The organism is Silvanigrella paludirubra, assembly GCF_009208775.1.
Lineage (GTDB): Bacteria > Bdellovibrionota_B > Oligoflexia > Silvanigrellales > Silvanigrellaceae > Silvanigrella > Silvanigrella paludirubra.
In genome coordinates, this window is sequence record NZ_WFLM01000003.1 from 631,012 (window position 1) to 651,649 (window position 20,638).

At 28.9% G+C, this 20,638-nt stretch carries 21 protein-coding genes, 1 tRNA gene and 1 other RNA gene; 9 read left to right on the plus strand and 14 right to left on the minus strand.

The window, feature by feature from the left end; all coding sequences use genetic code 11:
• The 6 genes from GCL60_RS17550 to GCL60_RS10360 form a co-directional block, all read right to left on the minus strand.
• On the minus strand, positions 1-293 hold a 293-nt coding region (locus GCL60_RS17550; protein ID WP_153420638.1), incomplete at its 3' end, for a transposase.
• On the minus strand, positions 286-1,053 hold the full coding sequence (locus tag GCL60_RS10340) for a hypothetical protein (protein ID WP_161998164.1): 768 nt from the start codon (positions 1,051-1,053) through the stop codon (positions 286-288). The genes GCL60_RS10340 and GCL60_RS17550, both read right to left, overlap by 8 nt.
• A gap of 378 nt (positions 1,054-1,431) precedes the next feature.
• Positions 1,432-1,508: transfer RNA gene (locus tag GCL60_RS10345), tRNA-Met, on the minus strand.
• Between the two features lie 86 nt (positions 1,509-1,594).
• On the minus strand, positions 1,595-4,378 hold the full coding sequence (locus tag GCL60_RS10350) for a DNA topoisomerase 3 (protein ID WP_153420582.1): 2,784 nt from the start codon (positions 4,376-4,378) through the stop codon (positions 1,595-1,597).
• A 33-nt stretch (positions 4,379-4,411) separates the two neighbouring features.
• Positions 4,412-5,020: a hypothetical protein gene (locus GCL60_RS10355; protein ID WP_153420583.1), complete on the minus strand. Its 609-nt coding sequence runs from the start codon at positions 5,018-5,020 to the stop codon at positions 4,412-4,414.
• Between the two features lie 70 nt (positions 5,021-5,090).
• A complete protein-coding gene (locus tag GCL60_RS10360; RefSeq protein WP_153420584.1) occupies positions 5,091-5,891 on the minus strand; it encodes an inositol monophosphatase family protein in 801 nt (266 codons plus the stop codon).
• Positions 5,892-5,989: 98 nt separating this feature from the next.
• Between GCL60_RS10360 and GCL60_RS10365 the strand changes: the two genes are divergently transcribed.
• Together GCL60_RS10365 and GCL60_RS10370 are read left to right on the plus strand one after the other, a co-directional pair.
• Positions 5,990-6,529, plus strand: coding sequence for a hypothetical protein (locus tag GCL60_RS10365; protein WP_153420585.1), 540 nt, complete (start codon positions 5,990-5,992; stop codon positions 6,527-6,529).
• An 18-nt stretch (positions 6,530-6,547) separates the two neighbouring features.
• Complete coding sequence (locus GCL60_RS10370; protein ID WP_153420586.1) at positions 6,548-7,126, plus strand: hypothetical protein; 579 nt, start codon at positions 6,548-6,550, stop codon at positions 7,124-7,126.
• Between the two features lie 63 nt (positions 7,127-7,189).
• Here GCL60_RS10370 and GCL60_RS10375 read toward each other — a convergent pair whose 3' ends face one another.
• The gene (locus tag GCL60_RS10375; RefSeq protein WP_153420587.1) at positions 7,190-7,489 is read right to left on the minus strand and encodes a hypothetical protein; all 300 of its coding nucleotides are present in this window, start codon (positions 7,487-7,489) and stop codon (positions 7,190-7,192) included.
• Positions 7,490-7,659: 170 nt separating this feature from the next.
• Between GCL60_RS10375 and GCL60_RS10380 the strand changes: the two genes are divergently transcribed.
• On the plus strand, positions 7,660-9,312 hold the full coding sequence (locus GCL60_RS10380; RefSeq protein WP_153420588.1) for an NAD-dependent aldehyde dehydrogenase: 1,653 nt from the start codon (positions 7,660-7,662) through the stop codon (positions 9,310-9,312).
• A 103-nt stretch (positions 9,313-9,415) separates the two neighbouring features.
• Positions 9,416-9,777, plus strand: a transfer-messenger RNA (tmRNA) gene (gene ssrA / locus GCL60_RS10385).
• Positions 9,778-9,865: 88 nt separating this feature from the next.
• On the opposite strand, the gene GCL60_RS10390 is transcribed toward ssrA, so the two are convergent.
• On the minus strand, positions 9,866-11,311 hold the full coding sequence (locus GCL60_RS10390) for a PhoPQ-activated protein PqaA family protein (protein WP_153420589.1): 1,446 nt from the start codon (positions 11,309-11,311) through the stop codon (positions 9,866-9,868).
• Positions 11,312-11,371: 60 nt separating this feature from the next.
• A complete protein-coding gene (gene crcB, locus GCL60_RS10395; protein ID WP_153420590.1) occupies positions 11,372-11,743 on the minus strand; it encodes a fluoride efflux transporter CrcB in 372 nt (123 codons plus the stop codon).
• Between the two features lie 240 nt (positions 11,744-11,983).
• Between crcB and mltA the strand changes: the two genes are divergently transcribed.
• Together mltA and GCL60_RS17475 are read left to right on the plus strand one after the other, a co-directional pair.
• Positions 11,984-13,219: a murein transglycosylase A gene (gene mltA, locus GCL60_RS10400; RefSeq protein WP_153420591.1), complete on the plus strand. Its 1,236-nt coding sequence runs from the start codon at positions 11,984-11,986 to the stop codon at positions 13,217-13,219.
• A gap of 157 nt (positions 13,220-13,376) precedes the next feature.
• Positions 13,377-13,499 (plus strand): hypothetical protein, encoded by a 123-nt coding sequence (locus GCL60_RS17475; RefSeq protein ID WP_272914818.1) that lies wholly within the window; start codon positions 13,377-13,379, stop codon positions 13,497-13,499.
• 65 nt (positions 13,500-13,564) lie between these two features.
• On the opposite strand, the gene GCL60_RS10405 is transcribed toward GCL60_RS17475, so the two are convergent.
• From GCL60_RS10405 to GCL60_RS10415, 3 genes are read right to left on the minus strand one after another with little or no spacing between them, the layout of a single operon-like run.
• On the minus strand, positions 13,565-13,981 hold the full coding sequence (locus GCL60_RS10405) for a hypothetical protein (protein ID WP_153420592.1): 417 nt from the start codon (positions 13,979-13,981) through the stop codon (positions 13,565-13,567).
• An 11-nt stretch (positions 13,982-13,992) separates the two neighbouring features.
• Complete coding sequence (locus GCL60_RS10410; RefSeq protein WP_153420593.1) at positions 13,993-15,144, minus strand: hypothetical protein; 1,152 nt, start codon at positions 15,142-15,144, stop codon at positions 13,993-13,995.
• Between the two features lie 15 nt (positions 15,145-15,159).
• The gene (locus GCL60_RS10415) at positions 15,160-15,762 is read right to left on the minus strand and encodes a periplasmic substrate-binding domain-containing protein (RefSeq protein ID WP_153420594.1); all 603 of its coding nucleotides are present in this window, start codon (positions 15,760-15,762) and stop codon (positions 15,160-15,162) included.
• A gap of 387 nt (positions 15,763-16,149) precedes the next feature.
• Between GCL60_RS10415 and GCL60_RS10420 the strand changes: the two genes are divergently transcribed.
• Positions 16,150-16,803 carry a hypothetical protein gene (locus GCL60_RS10420; protein ID WP_153420595.1) on the plus strand — a complete coding sequence of 218 codons (654 nt, stop codon included), beginning with the start codon at positions 16,150-16,152 and terminating at the stop codon, positions 16,801-16,803.
• A 7-nt stretch (positions 16,804-16,810) separates the two neighbouring features.
• Here GCL60_RS10420 and GCL60_RS10425 read toward each other — a convergent pair whose 3' ends face one another.
• Complete coding sequence (locus tag GCL60_RS10425) at positions 16,811-17,626, minus strand: AAC(3) family N-acetyltransferase (protein WP_153420596.1); 816 nt, start codon at positions 17,624-17,626, stop codon at positions 16,811-16,813.
• A gap of 230 nt (positions 17,627-17,856) precedes the next feature.
• Between GCL60_RS10425 and exaC the strand changes: the two genes are divergently transcribed.
• Both exaC and GCL60_RS10435 read left to right on the plus strand, forming a co-directional pair.
• Positions 17,857-19,377, plus strand: a complete 1,521-nt coding sequence (gene exaC / locus GCL60_RS10430) for an acetaldehyde dehydrogenase ExaC (RefSeq protein ID WP_153420597.1) — start codon at positions 17,857-17,859, stop codon at positions 19,375-19,377.
• A gap of 443 nt (positions 19,378-19,820) precedes the next feature.
• Positions 19,821-20,219 (plus strand): hypothetical protein, encoded by a 399-nt coding sequence (locus GCL60_RS10435; RefSeq protein ID WP_153420598.1) that lies wholly within the window; start codon positions 19,821-19,823, stop codon positions 20,217-20,219.
• Between the two features lie 78 nt (positions 20,220-20,297).
• On the opposite strand, the gene GCL60_RS10440 is transcribed toward GCL60_RS10435, so the two are convergent.
• Positions 20,298-20,636, minus strand: coding sequence for a plastocyanin/azurin family copper-binding protein (locus tag GCL60_RS10440; protein ID WP_153420599.1), 339 nt, complete (start codon positions 20,634-20,636; stop codon positions 20,298-20,300).
• Between the last annotated feature and the right edge of the window lie 2 nt (positions 20,637-20,638).

Here is a 20,638-nt window from a genome sequence, read left to right on the forward strand (position 1 = left end):
AGAATTGAATTATCTATTGTTAAGTTTGAAACAGCTTTTTCTAAATGTTTATTACGTTTTTTAAGGTTCTCATTTTCTGCAAGTATTTCTTCTATATTTGTTGGACTAGTAGATTGATTTTCATCTTTATTACTCATGCAGAGACTCCTTTTCCAGCTATATAAAGTCACTGGATGAATCTGATGTTTACGCGATAATGCGGATAAACTCAAGCCAGAGTTAAAGTGTTCCTCTAGTATTTCTCTTTTTTCATGATATCCAAATCTTTTCTTTACTGCTTTTAATTTATCCATTGACTACCCTTTCGGTTGTGAAAAGTGTCAACTTCAAATGGGGGTTACGATCAAAATGAATAATATTTTTTGCAATTAATTCATAATTTTGAAAGCCTAGAGTTTTAATATACTCTATATAAAAATTTTCTAAATCATTTACAAAATTTGGAACCTCAAATAGATTTGTTATATGAGAATTAGGGTATGAAATATCAAAAAGAGAAAAATTTATTGATTTTATAAGTAATTCTTTAAATGCAGGATGAGGGTATGTTCCCACTTTCAATAAAAAATCATCTCCATTTAAGTAAGACTTTCCTAAATTTTCAAGAAGTTGTTCCTTGCTCATGTTTGCGGTTTGAAATGTGAAATTCCTTATGATTTCTTCCGACTCGCTTCTTCTTGCATTTGAATTTAGATAAGATTCATAAAAATTTTTAATCATACTTTTAAAATTTTTACTTCTTTCATCATCATTTGAATTGAGATTTGTAGACAAAATATTATTTTTTATAAATTCATTTATTAATTTTTTATATTTTAAGTTGCTCTCATCTGTGTAGAATGAATAATTAGGGTATTCTTCTGGTAATTGAAATTTTTTTATTTCTTCAGAGCAAACGTATTCATAAAAATTATCGCAAGGTTGAATTGTTTCACTGAGTTTAAATTCTCTTTTTTCAGGTATTATAAATTGATCTAGTGGAATTCTGGAGACTTCATTTGCAAATGTTTGAAAAGAAAGAAAACAAATTGAAGTAAAAATTAAATATTTCAAAATTTAAAATCTCCTAATTGATATGCGCTATGGATTCATATAGAAAAGATCTACATTAGAATTTTGTCAATACAATTAAATTAAATTATTTGGAATAGATATTCAGTGATAAATAAAATATTTAAATTATAAAAAATAATATGTTATGGCAATCTATTATATTTGCTTTCTCAATTATTTTTTAATAAATTTAAAATTTATTAAATTAACAAGAAAAAATTTTTTTATTAAAAAATATTAATAATTTATGTTTTACTTCAAGCTATATCTTTATTTGTAATGGATATTAAACTATTTTATCTGGCAAATAGGTGGAATATTCACTTTAGCAAAATATTTTTATGAAATTTTAAAAGAGATTTGTACAGAAAGAAGAAATGGTGACAAGGAGTGGACTTGAACCACCGACCTGAGGATTATGAGACCTCCGCTCTAACCAGCTGAGCTACCCTGCCACAATCGTGAATGAAGCAAATAGTATGATATTTTATAAAAGTCAAGTGAGCTTCGTTTGATGTTGGTCTAAGGAAGCTCACTTTTTTTATACGGAGGAAGATTCACCTTCTGAGGAGGAGTCTTTTTTCTTTGTTTTTTTAACGACTTTTGCTTTATTAGCCGATTTTTTTTCTGTGTTTTTGGGTGTTTTAACTGTTTCTTCGCCTAAAAGAGCTTTTCTGGAAACAAATTTAAATTCAAAGTTTCCATTGTCTTTTAAATGAAGAGCAGCGGCAAAAGGGCGCCCTTTTTTAGATTTAAAGTCGGCAATAGGTGGAGTGGAACCTGTAATGATAAAAGACTTGTAGTCTTCTAGGCTCATTTCGCGGCCACATAAAACACGTGGCATGCGTGAAATGAGGCGTTTTGTCTTTTTAGGTTTTGCAGGTTTCTTTTTTGCTTTTTCTTCGGTTGAGCCTTCTGCCGCGGCTTTTTTACGACCTCTTTTAGGCTTTGTTTCTGCCGCTTCACTTGCTGCTGTTTCGGCAGCTGGCATTTGGACACCAAACTCACACAAATAGGCATTTTCTGTTACTTTTACTAAACCGGGTAACTTTAGGAAGGTTTCTGGTAAAGGTTCTTCATGTAGAACAACAACATCATATCCTGTAGCAGATTCTTTTGGATCTCCATTTTGTTCACAAAAGATAATCCCTTTGACTGGAGAAATGGTTAAATATTCTTCAAAATGTGAGGTGCCATTGGAATTGCTAAATTCAAAGGGCCCTGCGATGTTTTTTGAAAGAACTTCTTCAACAAGGCTGCGATCAATGTATCTTTGATTTTTTTCTTTCCAGATAATGAATGTGCATTCATCACCGACTTTTTCTTTGCTATTACCAGCTAAGTTGCATTTATATCCCCAAAAGCCTTCAAATACCTTTCCTTTTTTACAAACAGGACAACTGCCTAAAGGAGGATCGTTTTTAAATATGGCGTCGTATTCAAATGTGCGTGCTTTATCTACAATAGATGAAGTAAAATCAAACATATCTTGCATAAACTCAGAACGTTTTTTTTGTCCTTTTTCCATTTTGCGAAGATCGAATTCTATTTCACCTGTGAGCTCGACTTTGGAAAGAGTATCAATAGGAATACGGCTCAAGACATCGACCAAACGAATACCTTTTGAGGTAGCTCTTAAAGATTTCCCAAAACGGCTTACGTATTCTTTGGCAATTAAATTTTCTATAATATCAGCACGTGTGGCTGGTGTACCAATTCCCTTGTCTTTAAGAACTTCGGCAATTTCTTCGTCTGCAATGGAGCGTCCGCAATGTTCCATTAAAGAAAGCAATTTTGCTTCCGTAAGACGTGCTGGTGGTTTTGTCGCATTTGTTTGAGGAGTGATATCTTCTGTTTGCACAGGTGTCACAGCCTCAGGATTTTTTTCATTTAGTTTTGGAAGTTTGCTTTCTTCCTCGGTATCAAGTCCATAAACTTCGCGCCAACCTGGTTCTTGAAGATCTTGGACACGGGTTCTAAATGTTTGAGAACCCACTTTTGTGATGCGCTCCACTTTTGCCCAAACAGCATGGGGCATGAAAGCAGCAAGAAATCTTTTTAAGACAAGATTATAAATGCGTGCGTCATCACCATCTAATTTTTCAGAAGGAAAGTGACCTGTTGGGATAATGGCAAAGTGATCGGAAACATGTTTGTCATTAAATATACGTTCTTTATTTAGTAAACCTGTTTTTAATATTTTTTGACAAGCTTTTGTAAACTCTGTTGGAATTGCGGAAAACTCTTTAATAACATCTGTTACGTTGTTAACATAATCTTCAGGAAGGTAACGAGAATCCGTTCTTGGATAAGTTAACAGTTTGTGTTTTTCATAAAGTCTTTGAGCTGCTTGTAATGTTCTTGATGCAGACATACCTAATTTACGGTTTGCTTCTCGTTGCAATAAAGTTAAATCAAATAATTGAGGAGCAATTTCTTTAGATTCTTTTCTTGTTTCAGAAGCAGTTGCTTTTCCTTTATTTAAATTAAAATCATTTAAAATTTGATCCAAACGTTCTTTTGAAAAAATGCGATCTTCTTTTTCAGAATAGTGTTGAAGATCCTCTTCATCAGTAGAGATTGGTTTTTTAAAATTAGGATCAAACCAAACTCCAGAATATTCGTGACTAGAGGTAGAAAAACGCCCCTCAATAGTAAAGTAAGGCTCAGGTCTATGTTTTAAGTGTTCTAATTCACGTTTTGCAATTAGGGCAAGAGTTGGCGTTTGTACTCTACCAACAGACCACACGCCTTTCGTATTTCTTGATTTTAATCTTTTTGTGACAGCACGAGTTGCGTTCATGCCAATGAGCCAATCGCTTTCAGCACGGCAGCGAGCGGCATCTCCAAGATTGTCATAATCTTTACCAGGTTTAACTAAATTAAAACCTTTACGGATTGACTCGGGTGTCATACTTTGTAACCAAAGTCTTTTAAATGGTTTATCTTGGCCGCAAAAATCAAATATTTCTCTAAAAATAAGTTCGCCTTCTCGCCCTGCATCGCAGGCATTAATAAAGCCCACAACTTCCGATTTTTTAGCAAGGCTTTTAATATGATTGAGTCGTTCTGTTTGCCCTTTTTTGGGTTTGTATTGAAATTCAGAAGGAAGAATAGGAAGATCTTGAAGTAACCAACGCTTGTATTTGGGGTCTAATTCTTCGGGTTCCAGTAATTCTAAAAGATGACCTACAGCCCAGGTGATAAAATATTTTGGTGACTCATAGTAGTCGCCTTTTTTTTCGAATCCACCCAGCGCTTTTGCGAGATCTCCTGCAACCGATGGTTTTTCTGTTATGACGAGCCACTTAGAAGCTTTATCCATATCTCACCTTATCGTTATTCAAATCCCCGTAAATTAGTGAGGATTCATTTGCTGTAAAATGTTTTGGCCCAAATCTACTATATCCGAATGTTCGGACTTCGTTAGACTTCGTGCTGTCGTCCTTAATGCAGACTCATAGTCTATTTTTGGAACTGAAAGCAAAACCCATACTATATAGAATCTTTCAGGACCATTGTCAGTATCCCTTTGGCGATATTCCCAATAGACATCTTTAGGTAAAGCGGGTTGTGAAACAACCGCAAGTCTATTGCTTGTAACGACCTGAGAAAGCTCATAAAGAATAGAGTCTCTCTTTTTATTTGAATTATTGGAAGAGGCTGGGAGTTTTGTTAGCAAAGTTTTTTGAATTTTGTTCATGATAAGATGTGAGGTTTGAAGGATCGCTGCGGATTGGGCTTGTTTAAGACCCAGATTTAGATTGTAAATATCTGTTTTTTTAAAAATAAGATAAACTGAATCCTTTTCTAAATTTTGTTGCCAATTATCTTGAATCCATTCTGGTTGATCTTTTTCACTCCTTTCAATAACTGTTTCTTTATTAGTAAAAGTAATACAGCTTTGAATTGGTAAGAAAATAAAGAAGATCATTGTTGTGAAATAAAAACGGTGCCTTTTTTTCATAACAAGATCTCCTTATGAGATTTTAAATATCAAATATATTAAATTAATAATTTCTTCATTAATTTATATACTAAGCAAATTGCGAAGTGAGTTCAACTACATCTGCACAATTAATAGGCAAGTTTTGCTCATCAATAGCATAAGAAATACTTGTTCCTTTTTTAAGAGCTCTTTCACCATTCCACGAATGTATTGTGAACCCTGCTTCGGGCATAATTACATGGAAAGGAGCAACATCCCAAATTTCTACCTTTGGATCAATAAAAACTCTTACAGAGCCTCTTAAAAGCATATAATACCCAAGGGCATCAGAATATGTCCTAGATTTAAAATCTTTCCCATAAAGTTTTTGAATTAAATTATCTTTTTTTTCTAGATAAAATCGATAAACATCCGCAGTTGCAATTAATTCAATATGAGAGCTACCAACTAAAGGAGTTTTATAATATTTTTCGTCATTAATAAAAGCTCCTTTGCCCTTCATTGCGCTCATTGTAATTCCTAAAGCAGGAAGACAAGCAATGCCAATAATAGGAGTGTTACCTTTTAAAACGGCAATAAGAGAAGAATAAAAAGGAACATTATGTACAAAACTAAATGTTCCGTCGATAGGATCTAAAATCCAAGTAAAGGATTCAGGATCATTACCAATTTCTCCGCCTTCTTCTTCTCCCAAAATATAGTGTGTAGGGTGATTTTTATTTATAATTTCTCTTAATTTTTCTTCAATTTTTTTATCTGCAGATGTGACCCATGATTTGTCATTTTTTAAACTTTGTGGGTCTATTCCATGTTTAAATTCAAGGCTCATTTGAGAAGCTACTTGTGCACATTGTTTTGCAGTTTTAAAAATTTCTTCTAATGAATTCATAAAAATCCTTTCACTTCATATTGCCCAACATCTTTGACAGTATTAGTGTATCTTCAATCAAAACGCAAAAAGCGTTTTAGCAAAGGAGCTATAAATCCATGTTAAATGATAATTTACATGATGAGATAAGATTTCTCCAAACAAATAGAGCATTTTTAGGTAGAGAATTTCTAACTTGGCTATGGTTTAAAAGTGAAACTCAAAATCATAAACTTAAAATTGGAAGTTATGGAACATTTCATCTTTATATTGATGACAAAATTGTCTTAAGTAGTACAAGTGGATCGGTACGTGAAAATAGTTTAAAGGGCGGTACACCTGCGTATGCATTTGAAGCAGGAAGTGCTTTAGGAACTGGAAAACTTGTTCATGAGGCAAAATTTATTTTACAAGATGCAGAAAGACAATGGAGTTTTTCTATTTTAGGTGAAGATTTATCCCTAAGAAATGTAAGATTGCCATCTATTTCTGAGGCCGATTCCCAAGCTCATATTACTCAAAGAATTTCATCATCTACATTATTAACAAATATTATAGATGAACTCTTTAAAAATTTTATGGATCTTAGAATTTCAGATCACTTTCACAATGAATTAACTAATATTAGAGAGTGGATTGATAATAAAGTAACTATATAAATTTATTTTGGAAACAAAATGAAAAATAAATTTTTTTATATGCTTTTTATAAATTTAATTTTAACAGTTTTTTTTACTTCATGTATTAGAAATAACGATAATTTGTTGAATAGAAATGAAAATGGATATGAAATACCTAGAGATATTTTATTTAATGGAGAATATTCTTCATCAACCACTCCAAATTATTTTCAAAAAACTACAATTAAAATTTTTGGAGATACAAAAATTATTGGCACTGTTCTTTCAACAAAAAATAATTGGAAGTATAACGGAGAATATATAAATTGTATCTCTATTAAAAAACCAGGAATCCCATTTTTAATACATTCACCTGATAGAGTTTCTAATTTAGAATTCCTAATTTCTTTTAAAAAAAAGAAAAATTCATTTGAATGTGATAATATTAATTTAAGTTTAAATAAAAATAAAAAATTTATTTTAATAGATTTAAATAACCCATTATCAGCCGGTACTTGTGAAATTGATTTAATTGTATCGACGCCTGATAAATTAAATCAAATTAACCGAAGTTTAATATTTAAATGGGGTGAAAACAGAGATTATTTATGTTATGAAAATTTTAAAGATAGATAAAATAATAAATAAACAAAAAAAAGCAGGCAAATATTTTTGCCTGCTTTTTTTTGTAATGTAAAATTACTTTGCAGCTGGTGCTTCAGGAGCCGCAGGAGCTTGTGCAGCAGCGTCAGCTGGAGCCGCAGGAGCTTGTGCAGTAGCATCAGCAGGAGCTGCAGTTGGTGCAGCAGCGTCAGCAGGAGCCGCAGTTGGTGCAGCAGCATCAGCAGGAGCCGCAGTTGGTGCAGCAGCATCAGCAGCTGGAGCCGCAGGAGCAGCAGCGTCAGCAGCTGGAGTTTCTGCTTTAGATCCGCAAGTGCTTGTGCATCCAGAAAGTAAAATTGCAGAAACGGCAAAAAGTGGGAGTGTTTTAAATGCCATGTTATATTCTCCAAGTAAAAAAAAAGAGAGTTAAAAAATAAAAAGCAGCCATTTACCCTAGTTTGAAAATAACCTAATTAGAGTTTTGGCCAACCTGGTAACTATAACGAAATATATTGTGATATGTAAATAGTCAAGTCCATTTTTTATTTGTATAAGGATATCTTACTATGTTGAACAATATAAAATTAGAAAACGCTCTTAAAATTCTTTCGCAAAATAAGCAAAAATGGCTTAAATTGAATATTCAACAAAAAATTAGTTATTTAGAATCAGCAATGGATAGCTTAATTTTAGAATCAAAACAATGGGCTGAAGTTTCTGCTAGAGCAAAAGAAGGTTCTGCAAATAGTGATATAGTTGGCCAAGAATTCTTAGCTGGTCCTGCAATTTTAATGAGACAATTAAGATATTTAATACAAGCTTTAAAAGAAAATGGAAAACCAACTCCAAAAAAAATATTTCAAAGAGATAATAAACAATTTGTTGCAAAAGTAATGCCAGAAAATATTAAAGAATCCTTGATTTGGAGAGGATTTGAATCTGAAGTTTGGATACAAAAAGACAAATTTCCTACTCAAGGAGTTGTTTATAGTGAAAATAATACAATACCTGCAGTGAGTTTAATTCTTGGTGCAGGTAATGTTTCAAGTATTTCACCTTTAGACGCTTTGACTAAATTATATAATGAAGGAAAAGTGTGTATTGTAAAACTTAATCCTGTAAATGATTATTTACTTGAGATATTTAACAAAATATTTGTCGACTTAATTCATGACGGTTTTTTATATTTTACTAAAGGAACAGGAGAAATTGGTGAATATTTATGTAACCATAATTTAGTTGATGATATACATATAACTGGTTCACATATAACTCATGATAAGATTGTTTGGGGTAAAGGAACGGTCGAAGAAATTAATGAAAAAAAATTAAATGATACTATGATTTGTAATAAAAATATTACTTCTGAACTGGGATGTGTTACACCTGTAATTATTGTTCCTGGAATATGGACGGATGAAGAGCTTATATATCATGCTAGACAAATAGCTAGTGTAGTTGCTAATAATGCAAGTTTTAACTGTAATGCAATGAAAGTAATTGTTACTTGTAAGGGGTGGCAACAGAGAGAATTATTTTTAAATTATTTGAGAATAGAATTAAAATCAACTCCCTCTAGAAAAGCATATTATCCTGGTGCTTGGGAAAGATATTCAGGATTTTTAAAACAATATAACCAAGCAGAAATTATTGGAGATAATAAAGCTGGTTGTATTCCTTGGACTTTAATTCCTGATATAAATTCAAATAATTATGCTTTTGAAAATGAGGCATTTTGTGGTATAATTACTGAAACTTCAATTAATGCAAATAATGTGACAGAGTTTATTCATAAAGCAGTAGATTTTTGTAATGATAAAATCTGGGGAACATTGAGTTGTTCTTTGTTAGTAGATCCTTTAACAAAAAAAATTCATCATAATGATATTGAGTATGCCCTAGAAACGTTACGTTATGGCACAATTGGAGTTAATTGTTGGTCTGCTCTTTCTTATGCATTTGCTTCTACAACTTGGGGTGCTTTTCCGGGCGCTACTTTGAAAGATATTCAGTCAGGTATTGGAACGGTTCACAATGGCTTATTATTTGATTTTCCAGAAAAATCAGTAATACATGCTCCCTTTACAATTTGGCCTACTCCAGCTTGGTTTTATACTAATAAAAATACATTAGAAATTGCTGAGTGTTTAATTGAGTACGAATATTCTCAAAGCGTTTATTCAATGATGAAACTTATTTTTGCTGCTTTAAAGGGGTAATTATTAAATTTTATAATAATAAAAACTGATACAACTTGATCCTCTCTTCAAAATAGAATACTGCTATATTTCCTTGAATTAGCATGTTTTAAGGAATTTCTTTGGGGGTGAACTGGTTTCGACGGAGAGAGTTGAGTGAAAGGAGCATGCAGGGGTTGGTTACAGCGCCTCTTTAAAACGTTGTGGCAGCCAGAAGTGGCAAAAACACTAATCTAGCTCTCGCTGCCTAAAAAACACAGAGCCGGTGACTTGGGTGCGGCAGCACGTGCATTCAAAATCGCCGTTAATTTACGTGCGGGTACGCTCCGACTTCTGTTCGTAGTTTGACTTACCTATTAATCGAACTGGCTTGTGTAGTAGGGTGTCTTTCCCCGGCTATCAAGTAAGATTTAATGAAAGAAGAAGCATGTGGCGCCAATTGTGATGCCTATCCGGACCCGGGTTCGATCCCCGGCACCTCCACCAAAAACCCTACTATATGTAGGGTTTTTTTATGAAATCTATTTAAAAAATAAATATTCAATAAACATATAAATTATAATTTTTTTATATTCTATAATGGCAAAACACGACATCCATCTTTTTTTTCTTTACTTATAGAAGTTGGATATACTCTTCTAGGCAAAACAATATTTGGAGTTGTTTGAACAAAAGAATTATTATCTGTAATTTCAATAAAAGAAGCTTCCCAACCTTTTTCTGGCTTTTTAATAACAATTTCTAATCGGTGATTTTTGGGAATAAGATATTCAGTTTCTGTATATTTTATCCCACATGCAAATCTAAAATCTCTTTCGGTTTCATTTTTTGCTTGCCATAAAGAAATTTTTTTAACATCTTTAGTTAAAGTAACTCTAAATTCTATTAAGTTTCCCATGTCTTTTTCTAAAATTTTATAAGAGATTATTTTTGATTTAAAATTTGAATTCAAATTATTACTAAAAGAAATAATTGAATTTTCAATAATGGGTTTAGATATAAAATGGCTTGAGTTTGGTACATATTTTAAATAAGTCTTACCAGGAATATGATTATAATTTTCATAAATACTATCTGGAGGGAAAAAATCGTCGCCGCTAGAACTTATAATAAATTTTGGAATATTTAATCTCAATCTTTTGTCTGATTTTTTATATGCAATAGGATCTTCAATATCTAATAATTCAAGAAAGTTTTTATTTTCTAAATATTTATGCATGTTTTCTTTATAATATGGGTATAATGCAATAGGCCAATTATGCGCATATATTTTATATAATTTATTAAATAACTCTTTAGTATTATAAATATCAATTACTATTGGAATAATTGCTTTCACCCTAGAATCGGCAATAGTTGCTAACCAAGCGGCCCAACCTCTTTTAGAAGCACCGCTCATGATAAAAGAATTTACATTATAATTAGTGCCTAAAAATTCATGTTGAACTAAATCCATAGTTTTTATTGCAGACATGGCCATTGGCAAATGAAGTAAATTAATTTTATTTTTTATAGGATCATCAATATAAAGTTTCCAAGTATGAGCTACTAAATAATCTTCAGATAGATTTGGGTTTGTTGGAAATGAAATAGGCTGATTTGGAACTAGATCAACCGAAATTACCATTGAATGGGTTTGTTTTGCTATGGAAAAAAAATCTATTGTATTTTTTTTAATATTGTTATTATCTCCTGAATCAATATATAAGATTGGAGTTGTTGACTCCCTATAATTATCAGGTAAATAAATAGAAACAGTATGAACCCATTCATTTTTGTTTGTTTCAATTTGTAGAGGATAATTTTGAGAAAAAAGTTCAAACTTTAATAATCTTCCTTCATTTAAAATTCGTTCTTCTGAAAGTTTTTTATAATTTAAAGGAGTATCTTTGTGCATAAATGTCATACAATTTAAAGCGCTTAAATTACTTGGACAATTAGAATTTGAATAAATATTTTCTGAAAATAAAGCAGGAAGAAAGAAAGTTATTAGCTTTCTTAGAGTTTTATAATGATTCATATGCTCCTCGTGATACTCTTAAGAAATAGACTTTAGGGCATATTTAATATATATAAAAATTCAAATTTTGCGAGCAATTAATATTCCTAAAATAGCTGCAAAAGTTCCTATAATGGGGCTTAAAGAAATATACAAAAATCCTTGAATGTATTTTAAATTTTCAAACATTTTTATTGCGTCCAAACAGTAAGATGAAAATGTTGTAAACCCTCCTAAAAAACCAATCATAATTCCAGCTCTTAATTCAGGGGAGATCTGGTTTTTTTCAGAGCCCAACACAAATACGATTCCAATTAAAAAAGCCCCTAATATATTAATAATAAAAGTGTCATATGGAAAAGAAGTATTAAAAATTTTTTTAAATATTATTCCAATAAAATAGCGGCTAAATACTCCTAATAAACCAAAAATACCAACATATAATAATGTCATTAAAACCTCCTAATGTAACCATTTTGTCATACTTTATTTTAAATAAACAGATAATTTTTAGATATTTACATAAATTTAATAAAAAAAAATAAATAAACATTGCAAAAATAGTTTTTGCTAGTATAATGTCACAGCTTATTTGGTAAGAGAATGTTATCTTTGGTGTTTTGTTACTTAACAACTGATTTTTCTGCTTACTTCATTACTTTAAGAGTATTTAAATTATCATAGAGTATTTCAATGAAAAAAAATTATTATATTATTTGTTGTGCATTTACATCAGTACTTTTCTTATTTTCTTGTAAAACAACAGAAAAAATAGATAAAAAAGAGAATGCTAATTATACTTTTGAGAAAGTAAAATGGAACTCAGTACAACTAAAAGAAGATAGCTCAAAAATTGATAATTTAAAATTAGCAATTGAGTCAAATTTAAAATGGCTTAAAAGAAAAAAAGAAGACTCAATATTTAAATACAATGAGATTTCGTTTACTACAAAGGATTTTATATGCACTACCAATTCGTTCCTAAATGATATATCTGATAAAAATTTCATTTCTGAAACTATGCTAGAAAAACACTTTGATATTTATAAAATTGAAATAAAAAATGAAAAACCAGTATTATTTACTGGTTATTACATTCCTTATGCAGAAGCAAGTGAAATAAAAACTTCTAAATATAAAGTACCTGTTTATAAAACCCCCTCCGATTTAATTACAGTAAATCTTGAAGAATTTAATCCAGATTATAAAGGAAAAGTAATTAGAGGCAGAGTTCATAAAAATAAGCTTGTTCCATACTGGACAAGACAAGAAATATCAGAAGGAAATAAACTTCAAAATAAAGATTTAGAAATTGCTTGGGTAAAAAATAAAACAGACCTATTTTTTATTGAAATTCAAGGTTCTGCTTTATTAAGTTATCCTGATGGCAGCAAAAAATATATTCACTATGCTTCTCAAAATGGAAGAGAATATAAGCCAATAGGCTCTCTTCTTTTAAATGAGGGTATTCTTAAAAAAAGTGACGTTTCAATGCAGACAATCCGTGCTTGGCTAAATCAAAATCCTAAAGAAGTGCAAAGAGTTTTAAATTTTAATAAATCTTTTGTATTTTTTAATTTAGAAAATGAAGGTCCATTTGGGAATATAAATGTTAAGCTAGTAGGCGGAAGAAGTATCGCAGCGGATCAGAGAGTATTACCAGCTGGTACTTTAACTTTATTAGATTTTCCAATGCCTATTTTACCAAATGAAGCAATAAATAGCTCGTCTAAAAGCAATTCATTTTCTCAACTCGCTTTTGTTCAAGATACTGGTGGGGCTATTAAAGGGCCTGGAAGAGTTGATGTATTTTGGGGTGAAGGTGATGAAGCGGGAGAAATTGCTGGCGTAACAAAACAATCAGGTTCTTTATATATTTTAGTTCCAAAATTGAAATGCAGTGAATCTTTGCTTGTTTCTAACAAATAAAAATAATTAAATAATAACAAAATTTAATAAGTCAAATAAAAGTATATCCCCGATATTACTTATTATTATTTCATTATTTTTAAAAATAAAAACCGTCAAAAAATACTTTTTTATTAAATTAATCAAATTACGAAAAGTATTTAAGGAGGATCAAATAATGGTAAGATCTTTTTTAATTGCTTTTATAACTATGCTTGTTATTTTGGGAAGTGGTTTTTTAATTCAAAGTTGTAGTAGGCCAAATGAAAAAAACATAGCACTTTATGGAGCAGATTTTTAAACACATTATTACGATGAAGTACTTGGTTGTTCTGAGTTAAAATATGTTACTATAATTTTTATATTTTATATAATAACTGGATCAATACCTAAGTTTTTAAAACGCTTTTTCCAAGGAATTCTGTTTGTTAATAACTTATTTTTAATTTCTTCCAAAGAATAGCCCTTATCTTTTTCTAATGATAAATCATAGTAGTGCGTATTTTCTAAGTCTAAAAAATTTTGCTTATAATTTGAATATAATATTATTTCTTTATTAAATTTATTTTTTCTAAGTATTTTTGAGAAATTAATATTTAAAATATTTCTACTTCCATAAATTATATCAGCAATGATATAATCAAAAAAATTAAGATTATTAATATGTGAATCTATAAACTCATCTGGATCATTAAAAAAGAATAAATTACATTTTTCATCAAGATTAGATTTCCAAATGTTTTGGTAAAATTCCTCATCATCTATAATTGCAATATTGATCATATAAAAAATCCTTATTTAGAAACAGTTGGAATTAGTATTAATATCTCAACATTTTTATCTTTTAAATTGCAGGTTATAAAACCTTCGTGTGATTCTATAAATTTTTTGACAATTACCATATCTAGATTATTATTTACATTATTTTTATTTAAGTAGAATGGAGCAAGTATTTTATTAGCGTCATTTTTATCAATTAAAATTCCATTGAATGTGAAAACAATTTTTAAAAAGTTTTGTTTTTTTATTTTTGTATATTCCATTAATATGAAATAATTATTCTTTGATTTTATGTTTTTTGTGATATATTTATCTATTAAATGAAATGATTTTATCAAATTAATTTCACTGCAATATAAATAATTATCATTATTTATATTGTTTATAAAATTTGAATTTAGACATAAATCTATTTTGATTTTTTCTATAAGATCAAATATACTTATTTTTTTAAAATTATTATTTTTATTTTCTGTATATTCCAGTATGGATGTTGAAAATGATTCAATATTTATAATGCTTTTATTTATTTCAGATAGAATTATGTCGTTTATTTCATTTGACTGTTTTTTCTCTATATTGTTTATATATAATTTTAATAAATTAAATGGTTTTCTAAGGTCGTGTGAAAAAAATTTATTTAAATAATTATTAAATTCTTTTGAGAAGATGTATTCTTTATTGTTTTTTAATTCTTTATTTTTGTTAAGGTATAATATAATTAAAAATAAAAAAAGTAATAAAGTAAATATAGATAAATTAATTACATTTATGAAATTAATTGGAATTTCATAATTTATTATAGCCACTTCTTTTTCATTGATTAATATTGGAGAGCTTTTTTTAATTGAAAAAAAATTATCTTTAGATAATTTATCGATGTAAATATTTTTATCAATTTTTATTAAATTATTTTCTTGATTGTTAATTTCAAATTTAGATACACTTTCTGGAATAAGATTAGTATCTATTATTTCATTTATATTATAGTTATTGTTTTTAATTGATTGTTCTATTTGGGTAGAAATATTTTGAATGTTTTTTATTACAAAATTAATATTTGTTTTTTTTGAATTATATAAACTTAGAATTAGAATTAATACGCCAGTAAAAATAATTATAAAACTTAAGTTAACTGCATTTGTTTTTTTTAAAAAAAGATTCATAAATTCATTTCATTTTTAAAATTGGCTTTGATAAATTTCAGATTGAACAATATCTTTAGGTTTTTCTAAATTGGCATAGAACTCTTTGTTAGGTTTATGAATAGGAATTTGAACAGCTGTTAGCTTCTCAAGAAACTTTGGATCTTTTTTGTTTAGTACAATTGTAAATGATAAATTATCTTTTGTATCTAAAATGATTCCCTTGATATTTTTACTTTTTCCCTCAAAAAACTCTTCTGCTCCAGAGATACTATGAAAATCTTCAAAGTTATTTTTGATGAAAGTCTCAAGGCTATTTTTTATATTTTTAGAAATTAATTTGTCATTATCGTGAAATAGATTTTTTTTTAATTTAAATTTATAAATCAATTGATTTTTAGAAATCAAATGATTATTTATTAAATAAGGTATAATAACTTCATTTTTTATGATGAATAACTGAGCATGTAATTTTTCATTTGAGTGATTATTTGAACTTTCAAATGTATTTTCTTTAGCACTTAATTTTAAATCGCTAGAAATTAGGTTATGGCTATTATTTAGACCATTTGCAGAATTAGTAAGCAAAAAAACGTTAGTATAAATTAATATTTTTTGTTTTGAAAATATACTTAGCATAATATATTAGTTCTTTTAATTAGAGTTATGTGAATTCATTAGGTTAAAAAACAACCGGATGTTACTCAAACTTAATTTTTTTCAAATAGAAGTCCTTTAAAAATATGAAAAAGACATAACGTCTATAGTATTTTTCTTTTTTAATGTCAATAATATTATTTTTAGAAAATTTCTTTTTTGAAATAGAAAAAAAAATCGTCCAAAAACATTAATGTTTCCTTATTTCAATGAAATATATTGGTAATCTATTGCAAAAAATTTGAACAATTTAAGCTATGTTATTTTAAAAAATAAATTTATTTACAGCAAAAAAGATTGCTTTTATAAGATTTTAGTTTATTTCTTAAAAGTTAACTTTGTTAACTTATACCTAGAAGGAGTAAGAACTTGGCAAAAAAAAAATATACCAACACTTCTAATGATTCTATTTGTGATGAATTAAATGATCAAGATTCAGATAAAGAGTTACAAGAGCACGAACGTGAAGAAATAAGAAAACAATTATCTCATTTTCTAATTAATTTTAGAGCTACAAACAGATTCACACAAGCACAAATGGGATCCAAGTTAGGGTGTTCTCAACAGCAATATAAAAGAGTAGAAGATGGCGAAGAGGAAAGAATAGCGAATGCTATATCCTATATTAAAAAATTTGCAGATTTGAATGGAGGAAAAAAAGTTTCTGATTTTGTAGGCTATTTAATAAATGAACCTCCCCAAATGAGAGCTAGTAATTTATCAACAAATGAACAAATTTTACTTTCTAGTTTTGCAAGTGTTGATAGAGAAGATCGAAGATTATTTATTGAGGGTTACTGTAAAGACAATAACGGTCTTAAGTTTGCTAAAATAATAAAAATTTTAAGCATGATTCCTAACCTCAGTAATGAGTTTTTAGATCTTTATACTTTTGCTCTTCTTGAGAATAAATCAAATCCTGATTTTATTGATATAGATGAAAAAAAAGTAATGTTTGATAAGCTTCGTGAAAAACAAAAAAGAAGTTATAAGAAAAAAAATATAGAATTAATTAAAAATTAGAAAATAATTAGCTATTATTTATTTTTTCGTCATACCATTGATGAGCAAAGTGTACCAATTCTCTTTGGTTTATTAATTTTGAGTCTGCATTTCCTATTTTGCCTCTTTTAAATATATGTTTTTTTTCAAACTCATTGCCAATTGTGTTAAAAAACTCTGTTGAATAACATGCTTGTTTATAATTTTTCCATTCTCGTTCCCCTTTTTCATTATATATAGGGGAGCCTTTTTTTTCTTGAGGGTAGTGCCTACATTTTTCTTCTGCTAAATGGAGGGATGTGTTACTTTCATGTGTAACTCCAATGAGTAAGATATGTCCATTTAGTGAAAAAATTTTGTTCAATGGTGATTTATCTCCAAAGCCATGATCCAAAGAATGTTTTTCAATAATCTTTTCCGCTTTCTTACCCCAAGCAGAAAAAGAACAAGTTGGATGATAACTTCTAACAACAGAACGAAAATTTCGAAATACTTCAGGAACTACTCCAATTTCATAAGTTGGAGTATGAGTTTGATCAAATGGTGGCATTGTTTCTTTAATTATTTCCCACCAATCTTCGGGTACGGCTGGTTGAGTCCAATCTTTAGGGTCGCTTAAATCTGCGGAGTGGGATGGCATTATTAAAGTCCCCTCTTTTGTTAAAACCTCTTGAAGCGCTAATATTAAAGTTACAGCGCCGCCGTTTATCCAGCCTATTTTACTAAGAGATGTATGAACAAGAAGTACCATTTCTGGTTCTACACCTAAATGAAAAAGATCTTTTTTGAGAGACTCTATAGTATTTGGTAAATTTGTATTAGATATAATTTTTTTTATACCCATAAATATATCCCTTTACAATGGAATTATAATATAGAATAAATAATTTAAACAATAAAGTAAATAATATATTTATATATTTAGATTTAAAATAAATTTTAAAAAATAATATTCATTAATTTTAAAACTTATAAAATAAAAAAAATTCTTATTTACAAATAAAATTTTTAACATCATATTATCTTTTCTGTTTTACAATGGCTACTTTTTTTATAAATAATAGGAGAATTTTTATGATCAGCAAAGAAATAGAAAAATTTGATATTAAAAATCCTTTTAAAAGTCGTTACAACAATTTTATAAATGGACATTGGGTATCTCCAATTAGTGGTGAATATTTTCCTAATATTTGTCCTATTTTTGGTAAGACATTTACAGAAATAGCAAGATCATGCAATGCTGATATAGAAATGGCAATCGATGCCGCTCATTCAGCAAAAACCTCATGGGCAAAAACCTCAAATACAGAAAGAGCTAATATATTATTAAAAATAGCTGATCGAATGGAAGTTAATCAAAACATACTTGCTCTTGCAGAAACAATAGATAATGGAAAACCAATTCGAGAAACAAGAGGAGCTGATGTTCCTTTAGCTATAGACCATTTCAGATATTTTGCGAGTTGTATAAGAGCTCAAGAAGGTTCTATAGGGCAGCTTGATAAAGATACAGTTGCTTATCATTTTCATGAACCTTTAGGTGTCGTTGCGCAAATTATTCCTTGGAATTTTCCATTGCTCATGGCGGCATGGAAAATTGCCCCTGCTTTGGCTGCAGGTAATTGCATTGTATTAAAACCTGCAGAGCAAACCCCGGCTTCTATTTTAGTATGGTTAGAAATAATTCAAGATCTTCTGCCTCCAGGTGTTTTAAATGTTGTAAATGGATTTGGTTTAGAAGCTGGAAAACCATTAGCATCATCAAATCGAATTTCAAAAGTGGCTTTTACTGGTGAAACCTCAACAGGAAGATTAATTTTGCAATACGCTTCGCAAAATTTAATTCCTGTAACTTTAGAATTGGGAGGAAAATCACCAAATATTTTCTTTAAAGATGTTTTATTAAAAGATGATGAGTTTCTAAATAAAGCAATTGAAGGTTTTGTAATGTTTGCTTTTAACCAAGGAGAAGTATGTACATGCCCTTCTCGAGCTTTAATACATGAATCTATTTATGACATATTTATTGAAAAAGCACTTGATAGAGTTAAACGAATTAAACAGGGGAATCCATTAGATCCTTCTACAATGATGGGAGCTCAAGTTTCATTAGAACAAATGGAAAAAATTATTTCATATATTGAAATTGGGAAAAATGAAGGCGCTCAAATGCTAACTGGTGGTAGAAGAAAAGAATTTAAAGATTCTTTATCTGATGGCTTTTATGTTGAGCCAACCGTTTTTAAAGGAACTAATGAAATGAGAATATTTCAAGAAGAAATATTTGGACCTGTTCTATCCGTTGCAACTTTTAAAGATGATGAAGAGGCTATCGAAATTGCAAATAGTACAAATTATGGTTTGGGAGCTGGTATTTGGACTAGAGACCTAGGAAGTGCATTTAAATTTGGCAAAGAAATTCAAGCAGGACGTATATGGACAAATTGCTATCATTTGTATCCTGCTCATGCCGCATTTGGTGGTTATAAACAATCAGGGATAGGGCGAGAAAATCATAAAATGATGCTCGAGCATTATCAGCAAACGAAAAATATTCTAGTTAGTTATGATCAAAATCCATTAGGTTTTTTCTAATAAATTTATTAATTATATAAATTAAAAACTACTTTATTCAAAGTTTTATAAATCTTAAAAATTTAAAAATATATTCAACAAATTGTGGTTGAATTTATTTTTTATTAGTAACAAATTATTCTAATAAAAATATAATTTATTTTTAACTTTATTTTTTATGATTATTTAAAAATTCATACTATTCTTTTTTTTTTAATAAAATGATTAACATTAATTTATTTTATTATTCTTGGTGGCCTCAATTTTTGGTTAAAATTTTGTTTTAATTGCATTTTAAAAGATTTAATAAAGATTAATTTAAGTTTATGATTTCAAAATTTATGAAATAATTATAAATTATTTTTTTAAAAATTAAAGTAAAATGAATTGACAATTTTTTTGATTTAATATATTTGAATCCTATTAATGCTTTAAAAAATATATCAAATTGAAAGGAAAATTAAATGAAATTTAATTTAATTGCTTTGTCTTTATTCGCTGTATCTTCTTTTGCAAATGCTCAAACTTTAACACCTAATCCAGGTGTTCCTGGTGGCGTTTCCGCAACTTCAATTCGTTGTGTTCCAACAAATCATATGGTTGGCGTAGATTATAGTATTACAATATTTACTCAAGCTTTAGCACCAGAGTATAATGTTAGAGGTGGTATTTTTAGTAAAATTGGAGTATATCCTGGGGCTGTTGCTCAAAATACTACAATGGAACTTCATAGTCAGACAGCTAAAGTAGCTACATTTAAAGTAGAGAGTTCAGACTTAATTGTAGTATTAGATAAAACAAATTATACAGCAGATGTTTATCGTGAAGGCCGTTCCCTACCATATTACGTTTGTGGAAAATAAACGAATTAAATTATTGTAAAAATAATTTAATATTTATGTCAAAAGAAAAAATCACTTCTTTTGACTTTTTTTTTATAATTATTCAATTTCAACTTTTAATTTCATATTAGGATGAAAAGCACATTGCAATTCCATTACACCTTTTTTATGAGTTTTAGGATCAATATATATTTCTGAAAATTTTCCAGGTTCCTGAACCTTAAGATCGATATTATTCCCTTCACTTTTTGAAAATACATTATGAACAACATTTGTATCTTCATTTATAAATTTTATTTTATCGCCTAATTTAACTTTTAAACTTTGTGTAGAAAAATTTTTATCTTTTTCTTTGACAATAAATTCTTTGCTATAAATTGAAGAAGTGAATAAAACCAATGTTACAATGCAAGAAGATGTTAATATTTTTTTCAACATAA

Coding starts and splice junctions, on each gene's coding strand:
- GCL60_RS10350 (WP_153420582.1), bottom strand. CDS start 4,378: ATGGATAAAGCTTCTAAGTGGCTCGTCATAACAGAAAAACCATCGGTT.
- GCL60_RS10355 (WP_153420583.1), bottom strand. CDS start 5,020: ATGAAAAAAAGGCACCGTTTTTATTTCACAACAATGATCTTCTTTATT.
- GCL60_RS10360 (WP_153420584.1), bottom strand. CDS start 5,891: ATGAATTCATTAGAAGAAATTTTTAAAACTGCAAAACAATGTGCACAA.
- GCL60_RS10365 (WP_153420585.1), top strand. CDS start 5,990: ATGTTAAATGATAATTTACATGATGAGATAAGATTTCTCCAAACAAAT.
- GCL60_RS10370 (WP_153420586.1), top strand. CDS start 6,548: ATGAAAAATAAATTTTTTTATATGCTTTTTATAAATTTAATTTTAACA.
- GCL60_RS10375 (WP_153420587.1), bottom strand. CDS start 7,489: ATGGCATTTAAAACACTCCCACTTTTTGCCGTTTCTGCAATTTTACTT.
- GCL60_RS10380 (WP_153420588.1), top strand. CDS start 7,660: ATGTTGAACAATATAAAATTAGAAAACGCTCTTAAAATTCTTTCGCAA.
- GCL60_RS10390 (WP_153420589.1), bottom strand. CDS start 11,311: ATGAATCATTATAAAACTCTAAGAAAGCTAATAACTTTCTTTCTTCCT.
- crcB (WP_153420590.1), bottom strand. CDS start 11,743: ATGACATTATTATATGTTGGTATTTTTGGTTTATTAGGAGTATTTAGC.
- mltA (WP_153420591.1), top strand. CDS start 11,984: ATGAAAAAAAATTATTATATTATTTGTTGTGCATTTACATCAGTACTT.
- GCL60_RS17475 (WP_272914818.1), top strand. CDS start 13,377: ATGGTAAGATCTTTTTTAATTGCTTTTATAACTATGCTTGTTATTTTG.
- GCL60_RS10405 (WP_153420592.1), bottom strand. CDS start 13,981: ATGATCAATATTGCAATTATAGATGATGAGGAATTTTACCAAAACATT.
- GCL60_RS10410 (WP_153420593.1), bottom strand. CDS start 15,144: ATGAATCTTTTTTTAAAAAAAACAAATGCAGTTAACTTAAGTTTTATA.
- GCL60_RS10415 (WP_153420594.1), bottom strand. CDS start 15,762: ATGCTAAGTATATTTTCAAAACAAAAAATATTAATTTATACTAACGTT.
- GCL60_RS10425 (WP_153420596.1), bottom strand. CDS start 17,626: ATGGGTATAAAAAAAATTATATCTAATACAAATTTACCAAATACTATA.
- exaC (WP_153420597.1), top strand. CDS start 17,857: ATGATCAGCAAAGAAATAGAAAAATTTGATATTAAAAATCCTTTTAAA.
- GCL60_RS10435 (WP_153420598.1), top strand. CDS start 19,821: ATGAAATTTAATTTAATTGCTTTGTCTTTATTCGCTGTATCTTCTTTT.
- GCL60_RS10440 (WP_153420599.1), bottom strand. CDS start 20,636: ATGTTGAAAAAAATATTAACATCTTCTTGCATTGTAACATTGGTTTTA.